We start from the raw sequence: 22,872 nt of genomic DNA, 5'->3' as shown, positions 1-22,872 counted from the left end.
CACCTTTATCTCACTCCCTGATTGCCCCAGCAGTAGCAGCTGACCTCCACGGCCGCCAATAGGGCAACCCCTCAATAGGGTGGTTTGGCGAAATTCGGCTTCCCTTAAACCAACAATGGCCGGATAGTTGGATTCTGGGAGGAAAAGAAATGCCTGCAATCAAAACTTGTAGGATTCTGGGGGAATCTTGCTGCCGTTTACTACTGCTAATTTTATCTTTAGCGCTAGTAGTCGGCTGTTCCGTCAATGGCTTTGGCCTGGTATCCGATCAGTTGATCCCCGGAGAGGGGGCCATCGTGCGGCAACGCAAGGCGCCTGGCCTACATCTGGAGGTCAGTCGTGACACCACCGCTCTCAGTTTCGGTTACTGGCATGATATTTCTGTTTTTTCTACCGATTGCCCGGAACAATCTTTTAGCCATTTTTCGCTGACAGACAGTTACGGGCTACTGTTCTCGAGCTTCGGGCGAGAGGTGGATTTCACCCTAGGGTTTAGGCAGCGCGCCAAAATTCTTTCAATTCCAGAAGGTGAGGTCTACAGTCGTACAATAGCTTTCCAAGCGTCAGATCTACCTTTGACCCAATTACAACTCGGCTCTGCCGAGGATTGCAGGTCTTGATGCTTGGCAGATGTTTTGTAGGAAATAGCTTTTGGTGGTAGTATAATGACACGACTGCTTATTCCCTTGGCCCTTGGTTTGCTCGCTCTTTCTGGATGCGAAGCCAAAAACCTATATGTTGCACACGATACAACGGTGGGGCTGAACGGGCGATTTAGCCAGAACCGTCAATCCGGCAAGCTCGTGCTAGGCTATGACCGTGAGTTTGTAACTCTTGTCCCAAAGGGAACTGATCCAACACCGGACGACGGTGTGGATGACCGCGATGTCATGGCCTCCCTCGGCTGTAGCTATCTGCAGACCAATGGCGTGGCTCTGACGCGGTATTCCGACTTGGTCATCACTGGCAAGGCTGCAACCGATCTCGCCGCAAAAATCAAAGACGGAAACGAGAATTTGCTGGATTGCAATCAGTTTGCAGGCCAACCCTCAAATGGTACCTCCGGAGGGAATGGCGAATGAGACACCTTCAGCTAAACAGCCATCTCCGTTCAATCCTCCTAGTCGGTGCCTGCCTTACCGTACTGGCTGGTTGCGAAAATACTCTGGTCTTTGGAGAATCCACCGGCTTCAATCTCGGCATAGAAGCCGATGCCGCCAAAGCGGTGCCATTTGAAGCAAATGCAGGGCTGCGCCGTCAGGTTGTCGGGTTGGTGCCTCCGATGGGGCGCGACGAGAACGGCCGCCCCAATACCGAGGCAACAAACCTGGTAGGCACCATCAGAATTGCGCAGACAACAGGCAGTACCGGCCCCTTCGACACCCAGGTGACCGTGGCTTCAGGCTATGCCACAGGCCCCGCTGCGGTTGCCCTGGTCAATGGCACAACAGAAAACCCCAAAAACGCCAACCAGGCTGAGGCGGCCGTGAAGGCCGTGGTCAATGCAACCAATACCGTTCGTGTTAGTGATGACCCGGCCGCACGTACTGCCACAGTCAAGCTCCTGTCATTCGTAAATGGCTCGGATGCCAATCTGACCACCTATTTGGCCTTGGCCAAGGCACAAGGCATTTCACTGTCCGGGGTTGATGCACCCAGCCAGGCTGCCATTGCCATAGGCGATGGAAGCAATGCGACAAAGAACATTGCCATTGCCAAGGCCCTCAAGCTGATTTGAAAGGAATGAAACCATGGCGAAAAAGAAGACCCTTTGGACCATAAAAAACCTCGACCGTGACATGGTCGAGGGCTTTATCAAGCTATGCGGGAAAAGCGGTGGGACTATGGATCTAGAGAAAATGCCCGACGGCAGTTTTACCGCCGTCTGCAGTATCGACAAAAAGAAAGACAGCTGAATTCAGCGGGTCTCAATCACCTGCTTAGCCAAGAGGCGAAAGCCTAAACGCATCCTTTCGTGCCTTTGGCTCTGACTAGCTCAGACCCACTTGGCTAGGGGTGGCAGGCTCATCAGCACTGCATTAGCGTCATGGCCGGTCTCAAGGCCAAATTTGGTACCGCGATCATAGACCAGATTGTATTCAGCATAGAGCCCGCGATGCACCAGCTGTGCCTCTTTGTCGGCCTCCGAGAAATCCTGTGCCCGGCGCTTGTCCACCAGCGGCAGATAGGCCGGTAGAAAGGCACGGCCGATATCCTGTGTCAGGGCAAAATCCGCCGCCCAGTCGCCACTGTTGTGGTCATCCATAAAGATACCGCCAACGCCGCGCGCCCGGTTGCGGTGAGGGATATAAAAATACTCATCCGCCCAGTCTTTGAGCCGAGGGTAGAGATCGGCGCCATGCGGGTCGAGATGGGCCTTTTGGGTGGCGTGAAAATGCGCGGTATCTTCATCATACTCAAGGCAGGGATTGAGGTCCGAGCCGCCGCCAAACCACCAGGCATGCGGGGTCCAGAACATTCGGGTGTTCATATGCACCGCAGGCGCGTGGGGGTTGCGCATATGTGCGACCAGGGAAATCCCCGAGGCCCAGAACCGTGGGTCTTCCTTCATCCCCGGCAGGCCCTTGCGGGCCGCCATGGCGTTTTGCGCCCGCTCTCCTAGGGTGCCGTAGACCTCGGAGATATTGACGCCGACCTTTTCAAACACCCGACCGCCGCGCATCACGCTCATCAACCCGCCCCCCGCATCTGATCCATCCTCCGCCGACCGCTTGGTCTGGGTGACCTCAAACCGACCTGGCTCCATATCCGCAAAGGGACCGCTGTCATGGCGGTCTTCCAGCGCTTCAAAGGCGGCGACGATTTCGTCGCGCAGGCTGCGGAACCAGGCAGCGGCCTGGGCTTTTTCGGTGCTCATATCGGCGGTCATCAAGGAGGCTTTCTGCTGTGTTCTATCGGGGAGCGTGCTAGTGAACCGGTGCGGCGACAGGATCGAGCAGGGTGCGCCCGCCATCCAGGGTCATGATCTGCCCGGTCATAAAACCCGAGGCATCCGAGGCCAGATACTGCGCGGCTTCGGTCAGTTCTGTCGGCGAGGCAATGCGCCCCAGGGGGGTATGTTCTTCGATATCCTGGCGGTAGCTGCGGTTGTCCTTCAGTGTCGACTGCATCGAGGCGCTCATGACTGAGCCAAAGGCGATGGAATTCACCCGGATGCGATGTGGCGACAGCGAGACGGACAGCGAGCGTGTCAGCTGGTCCAGTGCCGCCGACGCAACCGAATAGGCCATCAATTCGGGGTGGGTGCGCCGGGCCGCAATCGAAGACAGATTGACGATGGCACCCAGAGGCGCGTCTTCATCACGGCCCTCGCCCTGCTTGATCATCCGGCGCGCCACCTGCTGCGACAGCCGCAGCGTGGGCAGCAGGTTTTCCATCAACAACAGTTCCAGCGAGTCATCATTGGTGTCCAGCGGATCGCTCTGCACCACCTGACGCGCCCCATTGACCAGGATGTCGATATCGTCAAAGGCATCAATGGTCGCCGACAACAGATTGGCGATGGTCAGACGTTCCCGCAGGTCTCCGGCAAAATAGCGAATATTGCTCTCTTCCGGCTGCTCGCCCAGTTCGCGCACCAAGGCGGCCTCATTGGTATCAGCAAACATCACCTTGGCTCCAGCAGCCACAAATTGACGCCCGATGGCCAAGCCAATACCCGAAGAGGCACCGGTGACGATGGCAGTCTTGCCAGAGATGGAAAAGGACATGCGAGGCATACTCCTGAGGTTTGAATTCGACTGCGAGCCTACCCCCCGGATCTGCATTTGGGAACGCAGAATTTCGGGGCAAGATAGGGGAAAAATCAGCGTTTGGGGCGCCGGGGCCGCTGGGCATGCAAGACCTTGAACCGATTGTCGCCAGCGATTTCTTCGGCCGCGACAAAGCGTTCTGCAAGCAGAGTCTCATAGGGCAGATGCCGGTTGGCCACCAGCCACAGATGCCCCGAGGCGACCAGCATATTGGCCGCCGCTGCAATGAAAGCCTGCCCCAGCTCGGGCTCGGATTTGCGCCCGCTGTGGAATGGGGGATTCATCACCACGGTATCGATCTGATCCGGAGCCCGCCAAGTGCGGGCATCCGCCCAGTAAAAATGCGCGCGCGCATCCCTGACATTCTGCCGGGCACAGCCCAGAGCAACATGGTCAGCCTCGACCAGATGCAGCTGTTTCACCGCAGCCCGGGTCAAGATCTGCGTCGACAAATAGCCCCAACCGCCCCCCAGATCCGCAACACGCGCGCCCAGTTTTTCGGGCAGGCTGCGCACCAAAAGCGCCGAGGCCGGGTCAATACCATCGGCTGAAAACACCCCTGGCGCGGTGACAAACCCATCCACACGGTTCTCTTGCGCAGGGATCCACTCTGTGAGCCTATTGTTGCCCCCCTGGAACCAGAAGATCTTGCCATGGGCCTTTGACACCGGGGCCGAGGTTTCGGTCAGTTTGCGCAGCGCCTTGAGGATCGAATCGACACCATCGGTCTTGGCCCCGTCGACCAACACCGGGCCAGAGGTCACCGCCTCGGCCTGGGCCACCAGCAAGCGGGCTTCGGCCTTGGCACGGGGCAGGAAAACCACTGCGGCGGCAAAGCGCTCGCCCTCGGGCAGATCCGCCAATCCTGGCAGACTGGCAAAACCCGCCGCCTCGAAGGCTTCAAAATCCGGACGCAGCGGTTGCAGGATCACCACCCGCTCTTTTGGCAGGGCTGACAGATCCAAACCAGCACGCGGCGCAAAGACGGCAATGCGCCCCTCAGCGGGCACAACGCAGCCTCCCGCATCAAGGGCCAGGGACAGGCGCAGGGACATAGCACATCCTTTTAGATGTTGATATTATTCTTCTTTTTCCATCGTGCATTGCAGCGGATGCTGATGCCGATTGGCAAAATCCATCACCTGAGCAACCTTTGTCTCGGCGACTTCATGGGTAAAGACTCCCACCACCGCGACACCTTTTTTGTGCACGGTCAGCATGATCTCAAAGGACTGCGCATGGGTCATGCCAAAGAACCGCTCCAGAACCATCACGACAAATTCCATTGGCGTGTAATCATCATTGAGCAACAGCACCTTGTAACGCGGCGGACGCTGCGTCTTTGGGCGCGTCTTTGTCAGAAGACCCAGATCGGTATCATCATCGTCCGAGAATTCGGACATCATCACAGGCAGCAGCGGCATCGGTTCAGTGTTCCAGTCATGCATGGAAATCTATATCCCGCTTATATAGCGTAATGGCGGCGCAGGAAAAGAGATTGAAACAGCACGGTGACAGGCATTTTAACAACCATTGGCTTTGATGCCGACGACACGCTCTGGCACAACGAGCGATTTTTCCGGGTAACGCAGGATCGTTTTGCCGAGCTATTGCAGGATCACACGCCGGTGGATCTGGATCGTGCGGCGCTGGACCGTCGCCTGCTGGCGGCGGAAAAGCGCAATCTTGGGCGCTATGGCTACGGGGTCAAAGGCTTTACCCTGTCGATGATCGAAACCGCGATCGAGGTGACCGACCAGCAGGTGCCGGCCTCGGTCATTCACGAGCTGATCGTGGCGGGGCAGATGATGTTGTCTTATCCGATTGAGCTGCTCCCCCATGCGCGTGACGCGGTGCAACAGCTGGCGGCGAGCCACCGCGTCATCCTGATTACCAAGGGCGATTTGTTGGATCAGGAACGCAAACTGGCGCAGTCTGGCCTGGGCGAGATGTTTGACGCGGTTGAGATCGTGTCCGAAAAAACGCCTGAGACCTATTGCGAGATTTTTGGCCGCCACGGCGAAGGGGTGGAGCGCGCCATGATGGTCGGCAATTCCATGCGTTCCGATGTCGTTGCTCCGATCACCGCCGGCGGTTGGGGAACCTATGTGCCCCATGGCGAGATCTGGGAGCTGGAACAGGCCGATCCCCCGAGCCAAAGCCCCCGCTATCACGCCATCCCCGATCTGAGCGCCCTACCAGACTTGGTGTCACGGATTGAGCAAGATCCCGCGGAATCGTCCCCCCAACCCTAACCCAAAGCCCAATACCAACAGGAGCAGCCTCCAATGCCACATGCAGAGATCAAATACTCAGACGATCTGCAAATCGACAGCCGCGCAATACTCGCCGAAATCGAGACCATTATCCTGCGGCATGATGCAGGCGCCGGCGCCTGCAAGGGGCGCGCCTACCCCACCAGCGAATTCCACCACAGCCATGTTACCGTCAGTGTCTCTTTGTTGGTGAAATCCCACCGAGACGAGGCATTTTCGGCGGCGCTGCTGGCCGATCTGGAACAGACTGTTAGCGCCAGGCTGCCGCGCCCTTGCGAGTTTTCATTCGGGCTGCACTATGCCACGCCCCATTATGTGACCCGCAGGCTCACCGCCTAACCCCTGAGCGGCGGGGCCCAAAACCTCGCCGGTCTTGCCCACCTTGTCTTTACAAAACCCACCGGCCTGCCAGCACAGAATATTTCCAGATGTTGCCAAGAGGTCGCACCCCCCGCCATTTGCAGCCCAGGCCGCGATTGTTCTGGCACGACTGCACCGCCCTTTTTGTTTACCCTTCTTTAAGACAACCCCGATCTAGGCGGGACTCACAAAGCTGCCACTAGATCTTGGGGAAGTCCTTTCTTACCAGCCACAAACCACAGATCGCCAAGGTTTCTTCCAAACCATCTCTATGCTAGGCTTTCTTCAAAGCAGGCAAAAACGTCAGCCGGAAAACCGGCGGCAAGAGGCAAAAATGGCAGATATCGTGCAGATCAGGTCTAGGCACCTGATCCGCGGACAGCGGGCATTCGCCCGGTCTGTGCTGTGGATCATGGGTGCTCTTCTTTCCCTGGGAATGACGCTGGTTCCCCCGAGCCAGGCCCATGCTGCGGCCTATGCGGCTGTGGTCATTGACGCGCGCACCGGTGAAGTGCTGCATTCGCGCAATGCCGATGCCCGGCTGCATCCGGCCTCTTTGACCAAAATGATGACGCTCTATATTGCCTTTGAGGCCGTGCGCAACGGCGAGATCTCCCTCGACCAGAAGGTGCGCATCAGCAAAAATGCCGCCTCCGAGCCTCCGTCAAAACTGGGGCTGAAATCTGGTCAGCGCATCGCCTTTCGCTATCTGATTCGGGCCGCGGCGGTGAAATCCGCCAATGATGCCGCCACCGCCATCGGTGAGGCCATTTCCGGCTCCGAGGCCGCCTTTGCCCGACGTATGACCCGCACCGCCAAGGCGCTTGGCATGTCGCGTACCACCTTCAAGAATGCCCATGGGTTGACCGAATCCGGGCATCTGTCGACCGCCCGCGACATGACCACCATGGGGCGGCATATCCTGTATGATTACCCGGAATACTATCACCTGTTCTCGCGCACCTCGATTGATGCGGGTGTCAAAACTGTTCCCAATACAAACCGCCGCCTGTTGGCCGCCTACAAAGGCGCCGATGGCATCAAGACCGGCTATACCCGCGCCGCTGGCTCCAATCTTGTCGCCTCGGCCAAACGTGGCAACGAACGCATTATCGCAACCGTTTTTGGCGGCAAATCCTCGACCTCGCGCAATGCCCGAATCGTCGAGCTTCTGGATCTCGGCTTCCGCCGGGCCCCGTCGCGGGCCAGGGTTCAGGCCCCCAGACGTCCGGCCTATGTCGGCAATAGCGGATCGGGCGGATCTAACCTGGTGGCCGGGGCCACCAGCGGCGGATCGGGCAAAACAGTGCGCGTCAACGGGTTGGTAAAAGTCAGCCTGCGCCCCCTGCCGCGCCCCACCCCGATTGTAGATCCCGCAGTGGTAGCCGAAGCCGTGCAGATCGCCACCGCGACCCAGACCGACCCAGCGCAGCCGGGCACCAGCGAAACACCGGCTAAAGCCCCCCAAACCGAAACACTGGCTGCAGCGACGCCGGTGGACAGCGTAATAGACCCTGACGCTTTGCAGGCCAGCATCACCGCAGCCATTGCAGAGGCCGAGGTGCTGCCAGCCTCCACCGGACCGGTTCCCACGACCACGCAGACCGCTGAGCCAGGAACGGTAACTCAGGCCATCGCGCGCGTCGCTGTGCAGCCCGTGCCCTTTACCGGTTTGCGCCCCATGGCCCGCCCCGTCAGGCTTGCCAATGCCGAAGCCGCTACCGAGCAACCCCCGGTGGTGGTGACCCGGCTTTCGACCTCAGGTGGGCGCTATTGGGGGATCAATGTCGGGCGCTATACCAATGCCTATCAGGCCGAAAAGGTCCTGCTGCGCACCGCGCTATCCGAGATGGAGACCCTTAACGGCACCCTGCGCAAGGTCGCCAAATCCCGGCTTGGTTATGATGCCAATTTCCTTGGCATGACCAAGGAGCAGGCAGAGCTCGCCTGCCGCCGGTTGAGCGCCCGCAACATCGCCTGCGATACGCTGGGGCCCTGACCCAGCAGCACCAATAAATCCCTGCGGCCACGGGCTTACCTCTCGTGACTGGCCGCACTCAAAGGCCCCTCTGCGGAGGGGCCTTTTCCATTTGGACAAGCACCAAAGTTTACGCAGGTTCAGAGGCTTTGGGCGTGGTCGTCGCGGCCCGGTTCATTGGGGTTGCTTGAAAACAGGGCGATCTTGTTGCCCTGCGGATCGCGCAGGTAGCTCACATAGAAACGAGCGCCATAGGCTGGCCGAAACCCCGGCTGCCCCTCATCAAAACCGCCTGCGGCAAGCGCCGAGGCATGCAGGTCGCGGACCTGCTGCTGACAGCCAGCCTCAAAAGCGATCATGACCCCATTGCCCGTCGTGGCGTGCTGCCCGTCAAACGGGGGTTTAACGTAGAAATCCGGCAAGACCGGAGACTGCCCGGACGCAACCGGCAGGGCGTAGCTCAGCCCCTCCGGACCCTCGGTCAATTCATACCCAAGGGCGGGCAGAAACGCGCAGTAGAACCTTTTGGCCAGAGCAATATCGTCGGCCCCCACTGTGACATAGGCAATCATTCCGACGGTCCTCTCCAACACTTCCACCCCACGTGAGCGCAACTACAGTAGGGCAGACATTGGCATTGCTTCAACACAAGTGACCATAGCACTTCCCCGGTGCGTGACCCAGGATCACATTTCCCAAGGGCAAAAGAAGAGCCCCGGGGAACCTCATCACGGTTTGGGTTGGTCGTCCCACTCGTCGCTCAGGATGCGGCGCGAATCCCCTTCGGGATCGTCATATTGGTTTGAGCGCACCGTATAGACAAAGGCCGCCAGAGCACCGCCGCCCAAGAGCAGCGAAATCGGGATGAGATAGGCGAGAACGCTCATGGGTTTTGGCACTTTTGTCGGGCGCGGCGCGGATTACTTCAGACGCAGCGCATTAAGAGATACGGTAATCGAAGAGCTAGACATTGCCAGCGCCGCAATCAAGGGGGTTGCAAAGCCTGCAATGGCCAGCGGCACCGCGATCACGTTGTAGAGCGTGGCAATGCGGAAATTCTCGCGGATGCGTTTGGTGGCCTTGTTGGCGACTATACAGGCCTCGGCGATGGGCTCCAGATCCTGTCCCAGCAACACAATATCCGAGGCCACCCGCGCCGCATCCAAGGCAGAGGCCGGCGAGATCGAGACATGCGCCGCCGTCAGGGCAGCGGTGTCGTTCAACCCGTCGCCCACCATCAGAACCTTGTGGCCCCGGTCAGACAGGGATTGAATGCGCTCGGCCTTGTCCTCCGGCAGCGCCTCGGCCAGCCATTTCTGGATGCCCAGACGCTGCGCCAGATCCTCGACAGCGGCGGTGGTATCGCCGGAGATCAACAGAACCTCTTTGCCAGCCGCATGCAGTTGCGCCACCGCCTCGGCTGCACCGGGGCGCAGCGCATCGTGGAACAGGAAACCACGTGGCGCAGCCCCTTCACCGGTGTCCAGCCAGGCTGCCGTTTGACTGCCCTGGTCAGCCCCCAACCAAGCGGCACGGCCCAAGCGTACGGTGCGACCCATATACTGGCCTTGGGTACCAAAGCCTGGGCGTTCCTGCAGGTCGGTAACGTCGGTCGGCGCAATTCCCGCCGTACGTGCCGCAGCGGTGAGAGCCCGCGACAGGGGGTGCGAAGAGCCTTCCGCCAGCGCCAGGGCGATCTCCAGCTCGGCGCGGGTGAAGACTTCGAGGTTTTCCAACTGAGGGGTCCCCGTCGTCAAGGTGCCGGTTTTGTCAAAAACCACGGTATCCACTCCGGCCAGACGCTCCAGCGCGGTGGAATGTTTGATCAACATGCCCTTTTTGAACAACCGCCCCGAGGCCGCCGTGGTCACCGCAGGCACCGCAAGACCCAGTGCACAGGGGCAGGTGATGATCAAAACAGCCGCCGCAATGTTCAGCGCCATCCGCAGATCAAAGGTGTAGAGATACCAGCCGACAAAGGCCAAAGCCGACAGGATATGAACACCCGGGGCATAAAGCTTGGCGGCGCTATCGGCCAACGAGGTGTAGCGCGAGCGGCCAGATTCGGCGATCGCGACCAGATCCGCCATGCGGTGCAACGAGGTGTCCTCGCCCACGGCCTCAGCACGGACCACCAGCGGGCCGGTCAGATTGACCTCTCCGGCCGAGACCTGCGTGCCCGGCGCGGCAAAGACCGGCAGCGTCTCGCCAGTGAGCAAGGAGCGGTCCAGCTCGGATTCGCCGGTGGCAATGACGCCATCCACCGGCATCCGACCACCTGGGCGCACCAGGATAAGATCGCCATAGGCCAGATCAGCCACCGGCACCTCGACCTCCGTATCGTCTTCCATACGGATGGCGCGGGGCACTTCGAGTGCGGCAAGTTCCTCGGCCGCGGAGCGCGCCACGGCGCGGGTGCGATAATCCAGATAGCGCCCAGCCAGCAAAAAGAAGGTCAGCGTCAGGGCCGCATCAAAATAAGCGTGATCCCCCGACAGGCTGGTCTCCCAAAGAGAGGTGACAAGCGCCAGCACCAGGGCCAGAACAATTGGCACATCCATATTGAGCCGCCCAACCCGTAGGGCGCTCCAGGCATTGGTAAAGAAGGGCTTACCGGCAAAGATCACCGCCGGAAAAGCGATGGCGGCCGAAATCCAGTGGAACATGTCACGGGTGGCGTCTGAGGCCCCGGACCAGACCGAGACCGACAAGAGCATCACATTCATCGAGGCAAAGCCGGCAACCGCCAGCCGCATCAACAGATCGCGCCCGGCACGGTCGCTTTGGGTTGCGGCCAGTGTGGCCAGATCCAGTTCATGGGCCTCAAACCCCAGATCCGCGAGCACCGGGATCAGATCATCGGCGCGCACCTCTGGATCGGCCTCAATCAGGGCGCGCTTCAGGGTAAGGTTGACCCGCGCTGAATGAATGCCGGGGTGGGCATTGAGCCCCCGCTCCACCTTAGAAATACAGGCCTGGCAGTGGATTGTCGGCAAGGAGAGCGCCAGACGCGCCTCGGTTGGGGCGGTTTCGACCGCCTCGGTAGAGGCCGCAACGCAGCCTGGGCATACAGCCATTGCGGGGCGCATCTGGGCCGTCATCTTGATCTACCCTCTTACGTGCAGGATCACCCGTTGGGTGAACTCAGTGCCATTTTTGGCCCGTGCCACCATGCGGATATTCCAGTTGCCCGGCCCAAGATTCGCAGGGGCTACATAGGCGGTTCCGTTAAAGGTGAACTCCGGGATCTGGTCGTCCTGTACATGGGTCGCCCGCCCTAAAGTCGCTGTCAGCTTGGCCACTTCAACAGGCTTGCCTTCGGCATCAGAGATCTCCAGGGTAACCTGGTCTTCTTGCGCCGAGGCATAGACCGACCAGCCAAGCGATTGCTGCGCATCGCGCCGCGTATCGAATTCCTGGCTGGCCACATAGGAGTTTTTCACCTCGAGACCCGGAAAGGTTTTGACCGCATTATAGGCCAGCGCCAGATTGACGCTGATAATCACCCCAAATGCACCGCAAAAGATCATCAATACGTGACGACCTGTCAGTTCACGCGTCCCCTTAGCCATGATCAGTTCCCTTTTCCGTTAAAGGTGGTGTCTTTATAGGCGCGTTCGCCATTGGTGAGATCTTCTACCCAGATTCTGACCGGAGTGGATTCCGCGTCAGAAGCCGCGGCCCCCTTGGGCGTCACGATATAGACCCGCTGAAGATAGGCGGTATCCGCTGGAACCTCAACTGAGGCATAGGGCGTGCCTTCGAGCTGCACCCGCATCGCCGGATCGCCTTTGAGCGACAGTTTGAAGGGGCGGGCCTCACCATGCTTGTTGCGCAGACGCACATCATAGGTGTTGCGCACCGACCCATCAGACAGGGTGACATAGGTCGGGTTGCGCACGGGCGCCACGGTCAGGTCAATATCCGAGCGGATGAACAGGGCAAAGACCAGCGCCAGACCGACAAAGCTCCACATCGACGTATACATAATCGTGCGCGGTCGCAGAATGTGTTTCCAGATGTTTTTCGGCGGTTGACCCGCACGCTCATGAGCCTCGTCCGACAGTGCCATATAGTCGATGAGACCACGCGGCTTGCCGATCTTGTCCATCACATCATCGCAGGCATCAATACACAGCGCGCAGGTGATACATTCCAGCTGCTGGCCGTCGCGAATATCAATCCCAACGGGGCAGACGTTGACGCAGGCCATGCAGTCAATGCAGTCCCCCTTTGGCGGATCGGCGATCTCTGCCTGGCCCTTTTTCTTGCTGGCCTTGCCGCGCGGCTCACCGCGCCAGTCACGATAGCCGACCACCAGAGTGTCTTCGTCCATCATCGCCGCCTGGATACGCGGCCAGGGGCAGGCGTAGATACAGATCTGTTCGCGGGCGATCCCACCAAAGAAGAAGGTCGTCGCTGTCAGAACCAGCATGGTGGTATAGGCAATGGGATGCGCCTGACCGGTGACCAGATCCACCATCAAGGTGGGGGCATCGGCAAAATAGAACACCCAGGCGCCGCCAGTCGCCAAACCAATCAGCATCCAGGCCGTCCATTTGGTCAGCCGCAGGCGGGCCTTGCGAAAATCCATTTTCTTTTGCCGATGTAGCCGCAGGCGGGCGTTTCGATCGCCCTCGATCCATCGCTCGACCAATATGAACAGATCGGTCCAAACCGTCTGCGGGCAGGCATAGCCACACCAGACCCGCCCCAGGGCCGAAGTAAAGAGGAACAATCCCAGGCCCGCCATGATCAAGAGCCCCGCCACGAAGTAGAATTCATGCGGCCAGATTTCGATCCAGAAGAAGTAAAAACGACGGTTTGCCAGATCCAGCAGAACCGCCTGATCCGGCAGCGATGGACCGCGGTCCCAGCGGATCCAAGGGGTGATATAGTAAATCCCCAAAGTGATCGCCAAGATGTACCATTTCAGGTTGCGAAAAACGCCCGATACGCGCCGTGGAAATACGGGTTCCCTGGCGGCGTATAGGCTGGGGGCGGGATCGGAATCACTCACGGACTCACTCCACTGAATATGTGTCTCTCTAGCCTGTTTCTTTCAAATGTTTAGGTCACGCTCTTTGACGTGGATCAAAAAGCGCATCGGACAAGCATCTTTATCTACCACTCTCAGGTTCATTGGTTTTTCTGTTTCGGCGCAGCCAGGCGATAAACTGCCGCGCTTGCAGGCGCTGCACTCCGGGGCGGGTGACGATGTGATAGCCCCGCCCTTCATTTCCGGTAAACAGTTCCACCAGACGCCCGGCCTTCAGATCCTCCTCAACAAAGTCCCGCACGCTCACCGCGACGCCCTGCCCTTCGCGCACCGCCTGCATCAACAAATTGCCCGGCAATTTGATACTGGCGCCGCGAATGACCTCGGCCACCCCGCGCGAGCGCAGCCAATGAGCCGCCTCGGTGGTGCCCAGCTCTTCGAGCCAGGGCAGGTCCAACAGATCCTCTGGCGCCTGAACGACCCGATCCTGCAGCAGGCTGGGCTTGGCCACCACCACCATGGGGGAGCACAACAGTATTTCGGCGTCGAGCCCCGCCCAGGCCCCGTCGCCATAGCGCAGCGCAATATCGACCCCGCCGGGCTGGAGCGAGACAATTTCACCGCGCGGGTCGATCACCAGATCAATATCCGGATGCTTCATGCGAAACTCGGCCAGGCGCGGCATCAGCCAGTTGGCGGCAAACATCGGCGTGCAGCTGATATGCAGCGGCCGCGCCGCGCCCAGGGTGCTGAGATCCTGAACCGCCGATTGAATCGCCCCAAACCCCAGCAACAGGGCCTGGGCCAGATGCTTGCCCTCCTCGGTCAGGGCCAAAGCCCGGCCACTGCGATCCAGCAAAGGTGTGCCAAGATAATCCTCCAGGCTGCGCAGTTGCTGACTGATGGCAGCATGGCTGACATTTAGCGCCGCGCCTGCTTTGGTCAGATTTCCATGCTCCGCATAGGCACAAAAGGCCCGTAAGGCGGCAAGAGGCGGCAGGGAAGGCCAGTCCATATGTAATCCAGACTTACATAAGTGAATTTTTCCTGAGTCGCATCTTGCGCGGTTTGCGGTGACAGTCAAAGGCAGAAACACCAGCACAGGAGATTACAAGATGCTGATTAATATCTATGCCCGCTCCATGATGACCGCGACGCGTCACCCCTGTGTGATGGTCCGCGACATCCCCGCAGCGCCTCAACAGCCACCGGCTTTGACGCCTGCCGATTCTCTCTCACACAAAAGTTCAGGTGGTCTTGCCGCTCTGGGGCAGCAGATCAAACGGCTTGTGACAGGGCTGCGACCTACAGCACGACGGCTCAACCAGCCCATACGCTGCATTGATCTGCAAAATCTGTAGAGAGCTGCACGCAACCCTCAGGAAAGTCGGGGGTAGGTGAAGCAGAAAGTTATGGGCGTCGGTTTTCCAGGAAACGCGCGAACAGATCGAAAACCCGACGCCCAATTCCCACCACCTAGCACGTCAGGTTTCGGGAATTCTGTGCTGCCCTGGTCACTGCCTATTCACAAGCAGATGACCGACCAGCCTATCTCTGTCTTGAGCTGATTTAAGCCGCCTTTGGCGCGGCCTTCTTTGACTCTAATCAAATTGGCAGAGAAAATTCCGGCCAGAGCCAAAAAGTGCAGGCTGTTTCCAAACCTGTCTCAACGCCACAGAAAAAGGGCCGCCCGCGCGGGCAGCCCTTTGGTTTTAAGCGTTCACAGAACGTGGCGAGATTATTCGCCGCCACCCAGCTGGTGAACATAGGAGGAAACCGCGCGGATCTGCGCCTCGGTGAGGCGGGTGTTCCAGGCAGGCATCACGCCGTAGCGCGCATTGTTGACGGTCTCGCTCAAGGCAGCATAGTCGCCGCCATAGAGCCAGATCGCATCTGCGAGGTTTGGCGCACCCTGGCTGCGATCGCCGGTGCCGTCTTCCATGTGGCAGGAGGCACAGTTGTCTTCAAAGACCACGGCACCCGCTTCCACTTTGGAGGCATCCTGTGCCTCGCCGGACAGAGACATGACAAAATTCACAACCTGGTCGATCTCTTCTTTTTCCAACAGCTCATCACGACCAAAGGCAGGCATCTCGGAGTAGCGCGCATCGTCGCTGTCCTCGTTGCGGATACCATGGGTAACGGTTTCGTGGATTTCCTCGACGGAACCGCCCCAGAGCCAGTCATCATCCAGCAGGTTGGGATAGCCCTTGGCACCGGCAGCACCGGAACCGTGGCACTGCGCACACCAGGTCTTAAAGACCGCCGAACCCGAAGACACAGCGTAAGACCCAAGATCCGCATCGCCAGCGATGGCTGTCAGCTCGGCGGCTTCCAGCTTGGCATTCATCGGCGCGTTGGCTTCATTCACCGCCTGGATCTCAGCCGCGACATCGCCGCGTGTCGACCAGCCCAGAACCCCGGCAGTTGCCGAATTCAACATTGGCCAAGCAGGATAAGCGATGGTGTAGCCGATCCCCCAGATGATGGTGGCATAAAGAGTCCAGAGCCACCAACGTGGCATCGGGTTGTCGAATTCTTCGATCCCATCCCAAGTGTGGCCGGTGGTGTTTGGATCGTCATCGTACTTTTTGACGGGTTTGCTCATGTCCTCGCCTCCTTGTCTGCGGCGGGTGTCGCCTCGCCCTCAACCGGGGCAGGGGCGTCTACGTGGCGAAAGGGAATGCTGGCCGTGTCCTCATAGACCTTGGTGCTGCCGGGCCGGAAGGCCCAGGCAACGATGCCCATGAAGAAGACAAACAGGAACAACAACATCCAGCTGTCTGCAAATTCGCGCAGGAGTGTATAGATTTCCATCTGTTCCTCTCCTTAGCGGTTTGCGTCAGGGGTAAAGGTCGAGAAATCAACCAATGTCCCCAGCATTTGCAGATAGGCGATCAGCGCATCAGCTTCGGACACACCGGGCTGACCATCAAAGTTGCGCACGCTGACCTTGTCGCCATAGCGTTCCAGCAGGCCATCATAGTCGCTGTCAGGATCCGCCTGGGCCTTAAAGTCAGCCTGGGCGCTTGCCAGCATCTCTTCGGTGTAAGGCGTGCCAAGCATCGCATTTGCCGCCAACAGATCGCCGATATACTTGCCGTCGATCATCTTGCGCTCAAGGAAGCTGTACTTGGGCATCACCGATTCCGGCACCACCGACTGCGGGTCACGCAGGTGATCCACGTGCCATTCGTCCGAATAGCGACCACCCACACGGGCCAGATCTGGGCCGGTCCGCTTGGAGCCCCACTGGAAGGGGTGGTCGTACATCGACTCCGCCGCCAGCGAGTAGTGACCATAGCGTTCGACCTCGTCCCGCATGGGACGGATCATCTGGCTGTGGCAGGTGTAGCAGCCTTCACGGATGTAGACCTCACGGCCCGTCATTTCGAGAGGAGTGTAAGGGCGCATGCCCTCCACCTTCTCGATGGTGTTTTCCAGCCAGAACAGCGGCGCGATCTGCACCAGGCCCCCGATGGTCACGACCAGGAAGCTGCAGATCAGCAGCAGGGTCGCGTTGGTCTCGAGGATTTTATGTTTGTCGAGAATTGCCATTTGCCCTTCCCTCCTTATTCAGCCGGAACCGCGACAGTAAGGCTGGCTTCTTTGGCCGGAGCTTTACGGACGGTCATCCACAGGTTGTAGCACATGATGAGAGCGCCAGAGAGGAACATAACCCCACCCAGACCACGCACCACATACATCGGGAACTTCGCTGCCACGGTGTCGGCAAAGGAGTTTACCAGGAAGCCATTGGCATCAACTTCACGCCACATCAGGCCTTCCATGATCCCGGTCACCCACATTGACGCGGCATAGAGAATGATGCCGATGGTGGCGAGCCAGAAGTGCCAGGACACCAGGCTGAGGCTATAGAGACGCTCACGTTTCCACAGAACAGGAACCAGGAAGTACAGAGCACCAAAGGTGATCATGCCATTCCAGCCCAGCGCACCAGAGTGCACGTGACCAATGGTCCAGTCAGTGTAGTGGCTCAGCGAGTTCACCGCGCGGATCGACATCATCGGACCTTCAAAGGTCGACATGCCGTAGAAACCGATCGAGATCACCATCATCCGGATAACCGGGTCGGTGCGCAGCTTGTCCCAGGCGCCAGAGAGCGTCATCAGACCGTTGATCATGCCACCCCAGCTGGGCATCCACAGCACGATGGAGAACACCATGCCCAGGGTCGAGGCCCAATCCGGCAGAGCGGTGTAATGCAGGTGGTGAGGACCAGCCCAGATATACAGGAAGATCAGCGCCCAGAAGTGGATGATCGACAGTTTGTACGAGAAGACAGGGCGTTCAGCCTGCTTTGGCACAAAGTAGTACATCATGCCCAGGAAACCCGCGGTCAGGAAGAAGCCCACAGCATTGTGGCCATACCACCACTGCACCATGGCATCCTGCACACCGGACCAGACGATGACCGATTTGGAACCCCAGATGGAGACGGGGATGGTCATGTTGTTGACCAGGTGAAGCATCGCAACCGTGACGATAAAGGCCAGGTAGAACCAGTTGGCCACGTAGATATGTGGCTCTTTGCGTTTGATCACGGTGCCGAGGAAGACCGCCAGATAGGCCACCCAGACAATGGTCAACCACAGGTCAACATGCCATTCGGGCTCTGCGTATTCTTTCGACTGGGTGCCGCCAAACAGGTAACCGGTTGCTGCCAGAACGATAAAGAGCTGGTAGCCCCAGAAGACGAACCAGGCCAGGTTGCCGCCCCAAAGACGGGCCGCGCTGGTGCGCTGAACCACGTAGAAGGAGGTGGCAATCAATGCGTTGCCACCAAAGGCAAAAATCACTGCCGAGGTATGCAGGGGACGCAGGCGGCCAAAGTTGGCAAAGCCCTGTGCCCATTCAAAGTTCAGCACTGGAAAAGCCAGCTGGAAAGCAATGAACGTGCCTACGAGAAAGCCCACAACTCCCCAGAAGGCAGTGGCAATCACCCCGGCCCGCACAACGCTGTCAAAGTACTCATTTTGCTGGCTGCCAGCAGCCTGCTTTGCTCCGCCAGTATGGCGCAGCGTGTATAGAAACAGGCCACCAGCTACGAGCATGACGATTATCGCATGCACCTGGTAAGCCAGATCTCGCGCATAATTGGTGCCGATCATCGCAAAAAGCGTGACCAGACCAAGCGCTATCAGCTTGATATAATTAGACATATTACGTCCCTTCACCATGTTTCCCGCGATTCTTCGTGCCGCGTGAAACCCATATATTCCTTGCTCTAGATGCAAAACATGAGGCGCGGGCGCATTGATCTGTATCAAGACAAATACCAATCAACTGTGACAGACCACAGGAGGTACGGCTACACTAACAGCCCTTCTTGTTAGAGCTCTGAATTTTTACCAACTGAGGTGAAACATGACTTACAAAACCATTCTCACGGTTCTGACCTCAAAGGACACAGCCGACACTCCCCTGTCACAGGCCGCGTCAATGGCAGAGGCATTTGATGGTCATACTGATGTGCTGTGCCTTGGCGTTGATCGCACCCAGACCGGATACTACTATGCCGGTGCCAATGCCATGGTTTTGCAGGAAACTATGAGCCGCGCCAAAGAGGACGCCAGCGCTCTGCAGTCCTATGCCGAAGACTATCTGAAAAAGGCCGGCGTTCAATTTTCCACCGATGCGGGTATCGCTCAGGTTGCCGATATGGGGCGCCACGTGGCACGGCTGGCACGGTTTTCCGATCTGGTGGTTCTGGGGCAGCCCTATGGCAAGGGCAAGGGTGTCGAGGCTGAACCGGTTGTCGAATCAGCCCTGTTTGAGGGCCGCACACCAGTTCTGGTTGTTCCCGATGACGCCAAGCCCGTTGGTCAGCCAAAAACCGTGCTGATCGCCTGGAACGAAAGCATTGAGGCGATGACCTCCATCCGCAAAGCCATGCCCTTCCTCGCGGCTGCAGATCTGGTGCGCATCGTGGTGATTGATCCGCCCCAGCACGGCCCCGAGCGGTCGGACCCCGGCGGCATGCTGGCGCAGATGCTGGCCCGCCACGGCATTAAATGCGAAATTGATGTGCTCAGCAAAACCATGCCGCGGGTCTCTGATATTCTGATCCGTCACGCCACCGATACCGATGCAGGCATGATCGTCATGGGGGCCTATGGTCACTCCCGCTTCCGCGAAGCAATCCTGGGCGGCGCCACACGCAACATGCTGGAAAAGGCCACGGTTCCCGTCTTTATGGCCCATTAAGCTGACGGGTTCCCCCTCGTCTTAGGGTGTCAGCTCGTTCCAAGCCAATTGTGACTGCGCGCCTCCGCGAGGATGGCGCGCACCGTCTCATTGTCCTCACGCCCTGTTGCCACCGCCAGCGAGACACTGCGCCACAGCGGCACCGGCGTGATACGGCAACTCGTCAAATCCGCGGCGCGGACAGAATCCGCTGGCATCACCGTGACTCCATGACCATTGGCAACCAAACCGATCACCCAGTCTTCGCGGTTGCTGCGAATGGCGGGCATGATCTCGACCCCAGCCGCTTCGCATTGATCATAAAACAAATCGCCAAACTCGCAGTGGGTGCGTTCGATGTAGGGCTGCGTCGCCAGGGTGGCGAGTGTTACCTCCTGAAGACTGGCGAAGCGATGATCTCGCGCCGCTGCCGCCACCATGTCTTCACGGTAAAGCTCGGTATGACGCAGCCGCTCATGCGCCCCAAAGGGGGCCGCCAGCACGGCCAGGTCACAATGTCCTGACAACAGCGCAGTCTCGATCTCACCCACCGGAGTGTCGCTCAGGACGAGCTCTGCCTCGGGCATTTTGCGTTGCACCCTGGCCAAAAACGGCAGGAAGCGACTGACGCCGATGGTGCACATGAGGGCAATGTGAATGCGTGCGCGCCCTGGTGCCACCAGCCGCTTGGCGGTTGCCTCGGCCCGGCGTCGAGCTTGCTCCACCTCCCCCAGACGGTCCGCCATGGCCCGCCCCAAAGGCGTCAGATGGGTTAACCGCCCCTCGCGACGCAACAAGGCCCCACCCAGCTCCTCTTCCAGCTTTCGGATCGCTTTGCTGAGAGCCGGCTGAGACAGACCGCACAGGCGCGCCGTTTCGGAAAAGTTCAACGTTTCGGCAAGACTGAGAAAATACTGGATTCGGGTGAGGTTCATTTCTGCAGCCTAGCCTCCCTTAGACGTTCCATCAGTTATGGAACCGATAACCCACACTACTCTTCTATAGCCCTATCCTCACAGCACAGTTTTCCACAGCCCAATCGCCACTGGAGGTTTTATGTCACTACGGTTCTCAACTACAGGTGCCTCAGCGCTCGCCCTGGCTGCCACTTTCAGCCTTGCAGCCGGGTGGAGCCTGGCACAGGATGACACAATCATCAGCGCCCAGTTCAACGACGCCGGCGAAGTCTTGCAACCTACAGACTACCGCCGGTGGGTCTTTGTTGGTGCCCCATTGACACCCAACGCCTTAAACGGTGGTGAAGCCCCCTTCCCCGAGTTTCACAATGTCTATGTCGAACCCTCCGCCTTTGATCACTTCGAAGCAACCGGCACCTGGCCCGAAGGCACCCAGATCGCCAAAGAGCTGACCATGGTTCAAACTGATGACAGCACCAATCCAGACACTGGCGCCAATGCGCAGGTCTCAGGCTTCGGCTACTTTCAGGGAGACTTTGTGGGACTGGAACTTTTGATCAAGGACAACGCCCGTTACCCGGATGAGCCCGGCGGTTGGGCCTTCTTTTCCTTTGGCCACGGCGGTGAGCCCTATGCGGAGACGGCCACAGCCTTTCCAACGGACAGCTGCAATGCCTGCCATGCGGACAACGCCGAAACCGATTTTGTTTTTACTCAGTTCTATCCCGTCTTGCGTGCGGCAATGAAAAACCACTGACAGCAACCAAATGGTAGCTGTTTCGTTCTACTTTTGCGTGTGGATTTGACAATCTCTGATCACAGCCTCAACCTCTGGTGCCGGGCGGGCCGCGCTTGTCTGGCATGGATGAGAGACTACCCAAAACCACTCTCGGTTCTGCGCACATCGCGCGCGCAGAACCACTATTTCCGTCCGACAGGCCACAAGACGGGTCAGACGGGCGCCGCCCCTCTGAAAACAGACCTGACTGATTAGCTGCGCATGTAGCAATAGCCCTGAAAGCCGGCACGCATCTCACGGGTTCGCTTTGCCACGCCAGCGGGATTATTGCTGGTCAGGCCTTCGGCAATCAACGCAGCCAAGGCTGGAGCATCGGCCGGGGTAACACCCCGGCGTACCAACTCAGGCGTGCCAATGCGCAGCCCGTTCATATCCCCAGACACAGGATCAATCGGCAGGCCGATACCACAGGCCAGGAACCCGGCGCGGCGCAGCGTCTTGGACGCGGTCTGTCCGCCGCCAAAACGTGCCGCCTCAAGAGCAAACTGGTGCGAGGTTGTGGCCAGCCCCGCTGCTGCGCCACCTGGCTTGAACACCGGCAGACCCAGCGCCTCCAGCTCCCCTGCCAGCGCCTGCGCCAGGGTGATCATCGCCTCGGCATAGCCTGCGCCGTGATCCACCCAATCCAATAGGCTCAACGCCAATGAGGCAGATTTTGCCGCATCAAAATTGGCTGTCATGCCGGGAAAAGCAATGGCATCCAGGCGTTCAGCGATCTCGGCCTCGTTGGTGACAATCAAGCCCCCTGCCGGGCCGCCCAGGCTTTTGTAAGTGCTCATGGTCATCAAATGCGCGCCTTCTTCCAAGGGGTTGGCCCAGGCCCGCCCCGCAATGATGCCGCATTGATGCGCGGCATCAAACAGCACCTTGGCGCCGACTTCATCGGCAATGGCACGGATCTCGCGCACCGGATGGGCCAGGAGATTGAGACTGCCACCAATGGTGATCAGCTTTGGGCGCTCGCGCAGCGCCAAGTCCCGCAGCGCCTCAAGATCGACGGTATAGCCATCGGCATTGACCGGTGCCGGATGGGACACCAGCCCGTACAGCCCGGCACATCCCTCAGCATGGTGGGTCACATGACCACCAATGGCAGCCGGTGGCGCAATGATGCAATCCCCCGGCTGGGTCAGCGCCATAAAGCCATACAGATTGGCCAGCGCACCAGAGGCAACCCGGATCTCGGCGTATTTGGCGCCAAAGACCTCAGCCGCCAGCTCAGCGGCCATGACTTCGATCTCCTCAATGGCCTCCAACCCCATTTCGTATTTATTGCCAGGATACCCCAGCGAGGGGCGACTGCCCAAACCACGCGCCAGCACCGCCTCAGCCGCCGGGTTCATCACATTGGTCGCCGGGTTGAGGTTAAAACACTCCTGGTCATGGATTTCGGTGTTTTGCTGAATCAGCGCTTCAATCCGATTGGCCGCAGCCTGAGAATCCAGCTGTGCAGTCGCGGCGGCAACAGCCTGCACCCGCGCTTCACAAAGAGCGGAAACCCAGGGTCGGTTGGCAAGATTGGTCATGAGGGAACTCCTATGGGACAGGGTCTCGGGGGGTGGA

26 protein-coding genes are annotated in these 22,872 nt (G+C 59.0%); 10 read left to right on the top strand and 16 right to left on the bottom strand.

What is annotated here, in order from left to right:
* The first annotated feature begins 149 nt into the window (after positions 1–149).
* Genes AN476_RS04415 through AN476_RS22800 form a run of 4 tightly spaced genes read left to right on the top strand, consistent with a single transcriptional unit; the run spans position 150 to position 1,916 of the window.
* Positions 150–620 (top strand): hypothetical protein, encoded by a 471-nt coding sequence (locus AN476_RS04415; protein WP_054459775.1) that lies wholly within the window; start codon positions 150–152, stop codon positions 618–620.
* Positions 621–665: 45 nt separating this feature from the next.
* Entirely contained in the window at positions 666–1,082 is a 417-nt protein-coding gene (locus tag AN476_RS04410) for a hypothetical protein (RefSeq protein ID WP_054459774.1), read from the top strand.
* A complete protein-coding gene (locus AN476_RS04405; protein ID WP_054459773.1) occupies positions 1,079–1,738 on the top strand; it encodes a hypothetical protein in 660 nt (219 codons plus the stop codon). Before AN476_RS04410 ends, AN476_RS04405 begins: the two co-directional genes overlap by 4 nt.
* A gap of 13 nt (positions 1,739–1,751) precedes the next feature.
* On the top strand, positions 1,752–1,916 hold the full coding sequence (locus AN476_RS22800; RefSeq protein ID WP_157063677.1) for a hypothetical protein: 165 nt from the start codon (positions 1,752–1,754) through the stop codon (positions 1,914–1,916).
* Positions 1,917–1,996: 80 nt separating this feature from the next.
* Here AN476_RS22800 and hemF read toward each other — a convergent pair whose 3' ends face one another.
* The 4 genes from hemF to clpS form a co-directional block, all read right to left on the bottom strand.
* Positions 1,997–2,890 carry an oxygen-dependent coproporphyrinogen oxidase gene (hemF, locus tag AN476_RS04400; RefSeq protein WP_054459772.1) on the bottom strand — a complete coding sequence of 298 codons (894 nt, stop codon included), beginning with the start codon at positions 2,888–2,890 and terminating at the stop codon, positions 1,997–1,999.
* Positions 2,891–2,927: 37 nt separating this feature from the next.
* Positions 2,928–3,731, bottom strand: coding sequence for an SDR family NAD(P)-dependent oxidoreductase (locus tag AN476_RS04395; RefSeq protein WP_054459771.1), 804 nt, complete (start codon positions 3,729–3,731; stop codon positions 2,928–2,930).
* Positions 3,732–3,826: 95 nt separating this feature from the next.
* Complete coding sequence (locus tag AN476_RS04390; protein WP_054459770.1) at positions 3,827–4,828, bottom strand: class I SAM-dependent methyltransferase; 1,002 nt, start codon at positions 4,826–4,828, stop codon at positions 3,827–3,829.
* 24 nt (positions 4,829–4,852) lie between these two features.
* The gene (gene clpS, locus AN476_RS04385; protein ID WP_054459769.1) at positions 4,853–5,197 is read right to left on the bottom strand and encodes an ATP-dependent Clp protease adapter ClpS; all 345 of its coding nucleotides are present in this window, start codon (positions 5,195–5,197) and stop codon (positions 4,853–4,855) included.
* Positions 5,198–5,284: 87 nt separating this feature from the next.
* Between clpS and AN476_RS04380 the strand changes: the two genes are divergently transcribed.
* The 3 genes from AN476_RS04380 to AN476_RS04370 all read left to right on the top strand — a co-directional run bounded on the left by AN476_RS04380 (position 5,285) and on the right by AN476_RS04370 (position 8,408).
* Positions 5,285–6,028 carry an HAD family hydrolase gene (locus AN476_RS04380; protein ID WP_054459768.1) on the top strand — a complete coding sequence of 248 codons (744 nt, stop codon included), beginning with the start codon at positions 5,285–5,287 and terminating at the stop codon, positions 6,026–6,028.
* 33 nt (positions 6,029–6,061) lie between these two features.
* The gene (locus AN476_RS04375; protein WP_054459767.1) at positions 6,062–6,388 is read left to right on the top strand and encodes a hypothetical protein; all 327 of its coding nucleotides are present in this window, start codon (positions 6,062–6,064) and stop codon (positions 6,386–6,388) included.
* 355 nt (positions 6,389–6,743) lie between these two features.
* Positions 6,744–8,408, top strand: a complete 1,665-nt coding sequence (locus tag AN476_RS04370) for a D-alanyl-D-alanine carboxypeptidase family protein (protein WP_054459970.1) — start codon at positions 6,744–6,746, stop codon at positions 8,406–8,408.
* Positions 8,409–8,527: 119 nt separating this feature from the next.
* On the opposite strand, the gene AN476_RS04365 is transcribed toward AN476_RS04370, so the two are convergent.
* From AN476_RS04365 to AN476_RS04340, 6 genes are all read right to left on the bottom strand, one after another.
* On the bottom strand, positions 8,528–8,959 hold the full coding sequence (locus AN476_RS04365; RefSeq protein WP_054459766.1) for a VOC family protein: 432 nt from the start codon (positions 8,957–8,959) through the stop codon (positions 8,528–8,530).
* 156 nt (positions 8,960–9,115) lie between these two features.
* Positions 9,116–9,274: a cbb3-type cytochrome oxidase assembly protein CcoS gene (gene ccoS / locus AN476_RS04360; protein ID WP_054459765.1), complete on the bottom strand. Its 159-nt coding sequence runs from the start codon at positions 9,272–9,274 to the stop codon at positions 9,116–9,118.
* A 33-nt stretch (positions 9,275–9,307) separates the two neighbouring features.
* Positions 9,308–11,488, bottom strand: coding sequence for a heavy metal translocating P-type ATPase (locus tag AN476_RS04355; RefSeq protein ID WP_054459764.1), 2,181 nt, complete (start codon positions 11,486–11,488; stop codon positions 9,308–9,310).
* 6 nt (positions 11,489–11,494) lie between these two features.
* The gene (locus tag AN476_RS04350) at positions 11,495–11,959 is read right to left on the bottom strand and encodes a FixH family protein (RefSeq protein ID WP_009809752.1); all 465 of its coding nucleotides are present in this window, start codon (positions 11,957–11,959) and stop codon (positions 11,495–11,497) included.
* A 2-nt stretch (positions 11,960–11,961) separates the two neighbouring features.
* Positions 11,962–13,407, bottom strand: a complete 1,446-nt coding sequence (gene ccoG, locus AN476_RS04345; RefSeq protein ID WP_054459763.1) for a cytochrome c oxidase accessory protein CcoG — start codon at positions 13,405–13,407, stop codon at positions 11,962–11,964.
* A gap of 100 nt (positions 13,408–13,507) precedes the next feature.
* Positions 13,508–14,401: a LysR family transcriptional regulator gene (locus tag AN476_RS04340; protein ID WP_054459762.1), complete on the bottom strand. Its 894-nt coding sequence runs from the start codon at positions 14,399–14,401 to the stop codon at positions 13,508–13,510.
* 100 nt (positions 14,402–14,501) lie between these two features.
* Between AN476_RS04340 and AN476_RS04335 the strand changes: the two genes are divergently transcribed.
* Positions 14,502–14,747: a hypothetical protein gene (locus tag AN476_RS04335; RefSeq protein ID WP_054459761.1), complete on the top strand. Its 246-nt coding sequence runs from the start codon at positions 14,502–14,504 to the stop codon at positions 14,745–14,747.
* A 377-nt stretch (positions 14,748–15,124) separates the two neighbouring features.
* Here the strand turns inward: AN476_RS04335 and ccoP are convergent, their stop codons facing one another.
* The 4 genes from ccoP to ccoN are packed head-to-tail and all read right to left on the bottom strand — an operon-like array spanning position 15,125 to position 18,569.
* Positions 15,125–15,994: a cytochrome-c oxidase, cbb3-type subunit III gene (ccoP, locus tag AN476_RS04330; RefSeq protein ID WP_054459760.1), complete on the bottom strand. Its 870-nt coding sequence runs from the start codon at positions 15,992–15,994 to the stop codon at positions 15,125–15,127.
* Positions 15,991–16,203 (bottom strand): CcoQ/FixQ family Cbb3-type cytochrome c oxidase assembly chaperone, encoded by a 213-nt coding sequence (locus AN476_RS04325; RefSeq protein ID WP_054459759.1) that lies wholly within the window; start codon positions 16,201–16,203, stop codon positions 15,991–15,993. The genes ccoP and AN476_RS04325 overlap by 4 nt, the downstream gene beginning before the upstream one ends.
* Before the next feature lie 12 nt (positions 16,204–16,215).
* Positions 16,216–16,944, bottom strand: a complete 729-nt coding sequence (ccoO, locus tag AN476_RS04320) for a cytochrome-c oxidase, cbb3-type subunit II (RefSeq protein ID WP_054459758.1) — start codon at positions 16,942–16,944, stop codon at positions 16,216–16,218.
* Between the two features lie 14 nt (positions 16,945–16,958).
* Positions 16,959–18,569, bottom strand: coding sequence for a cytochrome-c oxidase, cbb3-type subunit I (gene ccoN / locus AN476_RS04315; protein ID WP_054459757.1), 1,611 nt, complete (start codon positions 18,567–18,569; stop codon positions 16,959–16,961).
* Positions 18,570–18,774: 205 nt separating this feature from the next.
* On the opposite strand from ccoN, the gene AN476_RS04310 reads away from it, so the two are divergent.
* Positions 18,775–19,614, top strand: a complete 840-nt coding sequence (locus tag AN476_RS04310) for a universal stress protein (RefSeq protein WP_054459756.1) — start codon at positions 18,775–18,777, stop codon at positions 19,612–19,614.
* 29 nt (positions 19,615–19,643) lie between these two features.
* Here the strand turns inward: AN476_RS04310 and AN476_RS04305 are convergent, their stop codons facing one another.
* Positions 19,644–20,528, bottom strand: a complete 885-nt coding sequence (locus AN476_RS04305) for a LysR family transcriptional regulator (protein WP_054459755.1) — start codon at positions 20,526–20,528, stop codon at positions 19,644–19,646.
* Between the two features lie 121 nt (positions 20,529–20,649).
* On the opposite strand from AN476_RS04305, the gene AN476_RS04300 reads away from it, so the two are divergent.
* Positions 20,650–21,267, top strand: a complete 618-nt coding sequence (locus AN476_RS04300; RefSeq protein WP_054459754.1) for a cytochrome P460 family protein — start codon at positions 20,650–20,652, stop codon at positions 21,265–21,267.
* A 233-nt stretch (positions 21,268–21,500) separates the two neighbouring features.
* Here the strand turns inward: AN476_RS04300 and glyA are convergent, their stop codons facing one another.
* Positions 21,501–22,835, bottom strand: a complete 1,335-nt coding sequence (gene glyA / locus AN476_RS04295; protein ID WP_054459753.1) for a serine hydroxymethyltransferase — start codon at positions 22,833–22,835, stop codon at positions 21,501–21,503.
* Positions 22,836–22,872: the final 37 nt, after the last annotated feature.

The organism is Phaeobacter sp. 11ANDIMAR09 (genome assembly GCF_001294455.1).
GTDB lineage: Bacteria > Pseudomonadota > Alphaproteobacteria > Rhodobacterales > Rhodobacteraceae > Pseudophaeobacter.
This window is presented reverse-complemented; position numbering and strand designations above follow the sequence as displayed.